Origin of the sequence: Streptomyces sp. CoH27, from assembly GCF_020181035.1 — a bacterium.
GTDB lineage: Bacteria > Actinomycetota > Actinomycetes > Streptomycetales > Streptomycetaceae > Streptomyces > Streptomyces camelliae.
In genome coordinates this window covers 1-2,915 of sequence record NZ_JAIQYY010000074.1, presented here as the reverse complement: position 1 = coordinate 2,915, position 2,915 = coordinate 1, and the positions used below count along the sequence as shown (strand labels likewise).

Genomic DNA, 2,915 nt, shown 5'->3' with positions numbered 1-2,915 from the left:
CGCGCCGGGCTCCTGGACGACGACGGCGACGATCTGGTCTTCCGGCACGATCTGCTGCGCCAGGCCGTCTACGTCGACGTCCCGCCGTCCGCCCGGAAGGTCCTGCACCGGGAGGCTGCCGGCCACCTCGTCTCCGTGGGCCGCCGGCCGATCGACGCGGTGCCGCACATCCTCAGGGGTGCCCTGCCCGGAGACGAGGAGGCCGTGGCGCTGCTGCGGCGAGCTGCTGAGGATGTGCTGCCGGTCACGCCGGGGCTCGCGGCCGACCTGATGACGCATGCTCTGGAACTGGTGCCGTCCGCGCGGCCGCTGAGGTTCGATGTGGGTGAGCAGGCGATCCTCTTCCTGACCCGGGCCGGCAGGAGTCAAGAAGCCCTGTCGACCGGAGACCGGCTGCTGGCCTGCCGACCGTCGCTGGAGGTGTTCAGCCGGCTGCAGGCCGCTCTCGGCGGGACGCTGTGGAGCTTGGATCTCGCCGAGGAGCTGCGCCGCCGGGCCGAATCGGCCCTCGCCGTCGAAGGCGGCGCCCCGGAGGCCGGGGCGAGGCTTGCCGCCCTGCGGGCGCTGGCTCTGTCCCGGGGGCATGATCTTGTCGCGGCGCGTGAGGCCGGCGAGACGGCGCTGCGTGCCGCCACCGCGATCGGTGACCGGGAGGCGCACGTCCTGGCCCTGTCCGGGCTCGGCGAGATCGCGCAGAACGCGGGTGACAACGCGGTCGCGCTGGAGCGCTTCGCCGCGCTCAGCGCCATCGATTCCGCTTTCCTTCCGGAAGAGATCGTCGCGCACCTGCACGTGGACGACTTCGCGTCCAGCGCACGGCTGCTCCTGCAAGCAGCGGACAACGCCGGGTCGATGCGTCAGGCGATGCTGCTGTGGGCACAGGGCCAGCACGATCTGGGGCTCGGCCGACTCGATGACGCCGACGCCGACTTCGTGACCATGGAACGCCTGGAAGACGACGTACAGGTACCCGTCCAGCAGGTGAACGCTCGTGTGATCCGCTCCCGGACCGCCCTGCTGCGCGGCGACCGGGAAGCGGCGCGGGAGCACCTGGCCGCGGCGCAGGAAAGACTGGCGGTCAAACCGAACCCGGGCAACACGGCCGCGGTGCGCTTCCTGGAGGCGGTCCACGCAGAGGCCGACGGGGACATCGGGCTTGCAGTCGACAAGATCCGACAAGTACAGCAAGAAGGTTTCTTCATGCGCTGGCGGCTGTTGCGCGACTGGGTCGACTCCGCGATACGCATGGCCCTGCGCGGCGCGGAGCACGAGCTCGCCGAGGACCTGGCAGCACAGGCCCAGACCCACGCCGAACGCAACCCCGCCGTGCCGACCGCCACGGGCATCGCGGCACAGGCCCTCGGGCTCGTGAAAAACGATCTCGCCATGCTCGAACACTCCGTAGCACTTCTCAAGGCAAGTCCTCGCCCGCTGGTCCGGGCCGCCGCCTACGCCGATCTCGGACAGGCGTTCCTCGCAGCGGGCCGGAGACCTCAGGCGGTGGCCGCCCTGACTCAGGCCCATGGCATGTTCGCCGAGTCAGGCGCCCACGCCGTAGCGGCCCGCCTGCGGCGTGACCTGGACGGTGCGGGGGCCGGCAGCGGCAGGGCAGTGACCAAGCAACGCCCCGTCCAGGGATGGGGCGCCCTCACGGCCTCGGAGAAGAAGGTCGCGCGCCTGATCGCCGAGGGCCACACCAACCGGTCGGCCGCCGACCTGCTCGTCGTCTCCCCGCACACGGTCAACACACACCTGACTTCCGCCTTCCGCAAGCTGGTGGTGAACTCCCGGGTCCAGCTCGCCAACCTGGTCATGGCCTTGCCCGACACTGAGCGGACCTGTGGATGATTGGTACGTTCACGCGATGCCTCTCCGTGCCTGAACCCACTTGGCTGGGACGGCGAACTCAATCGGAGGGCACCGCCATGCCACCTATCCCCCCACCGCCCACCATCGTGCTTGTGCACGGGGCGTTCACCGATGCCTCATCCTGGGCCGGGGTCATCAGCCTCCTTCACACGGCCGGTTCGACCGTGCGCGCCCCGGCGAACCCGCTGCGCGGCCTGACCCATGACGCTGCCTACATCAAAAAAGTTGTGCATGACATCGATGTCCCTGTCGTCCTGGTCGGCCATGGCTACGGCGGCGCGGTCATCACGCAGGCCGCCACCGACGCCGACAACGTCGTGGCGTTGTGCTACGTCGCAGCGTTCGGCCTCGACACCGGCGAGTGCGTCCTGGACATCACGCACCGCTTCGCCCCCGCGCCGGGGGCCGACGCGATCGTCACCGCCGACCTTCCGGCGCAGCTTCCCGGCGGCCCGGACCGCGAGCTCTACATCAGCAAGGAACGGTTCCCGCAGGTGTACGCCGCCGACCTGCCGCCCCACGTGATGAATGTGATGTCCGTGGCGCAACGCCCGATCGCCCAGCGCGCGCTGACCTCCAGATCTGGCCCGCCGGCATGGGCCTCCAAGCCGTCCTGGTACGCCATCGCGACCGCCGACCGGATGCTCAACCCCACCGCTCAGCGCTTCATGGCACAGCGCATGGCGGCCACCGAATACCTGCTGAACGGCTCGCACGCAGTGGTGCTGTCGCAGCCCGCCGCCGTCGTGGCGATGATCCGGGAAGCCGCCGAACAGGGCACCGGTCGCGGCGACGGCGAAGAGCTTGGACAGCCCTTCTGAGCAGGGGAAAAAGGTGATCACACGTCTTCGCGCAGAGCCCTATGGCATGCATCGGAACGGAAGGTGCCGGTATGGGCCATCTTGCGGGCACCCACCGGAATCCGAATTCGGCCACCCCTGCGACACTTATCCGGCCACAGACGTCCCTCGGTAAAGGCACCAGCATGATCTCACCGGCCAGACCGCCTGCGCGTCGGATCGCCGCTCTCTTGACCGGAACCATTG

Annotated in this window: 2 protein-coding genes; both read left to right on the top strand. The window is 69.6% G+C overall.

From position 1 onward, the window contains the following. On the top strand, nt 1-1,848 hold a 1,848-nt coding region (locus tag LE548_RS44645; RefSeq protein WP_225102767.1), incomplete at its 5' end, for a helix-turn-helix transcriptional regulator. 113 nt (nt 1,849-1,961) lie between these two features. Next, a complete protein-coding gene (locus tag LE548_RS44640) occupies nt 1,962-2,690 on the top strand; it encodes an alpha/beta hydrolase (RefSeq protein ID WP_308031223.1) in 729 nt (242 codons plus the stop codon). The last annotated feature ends 225 nt before the right edge of the window (nt 2,691-2,915 follow it).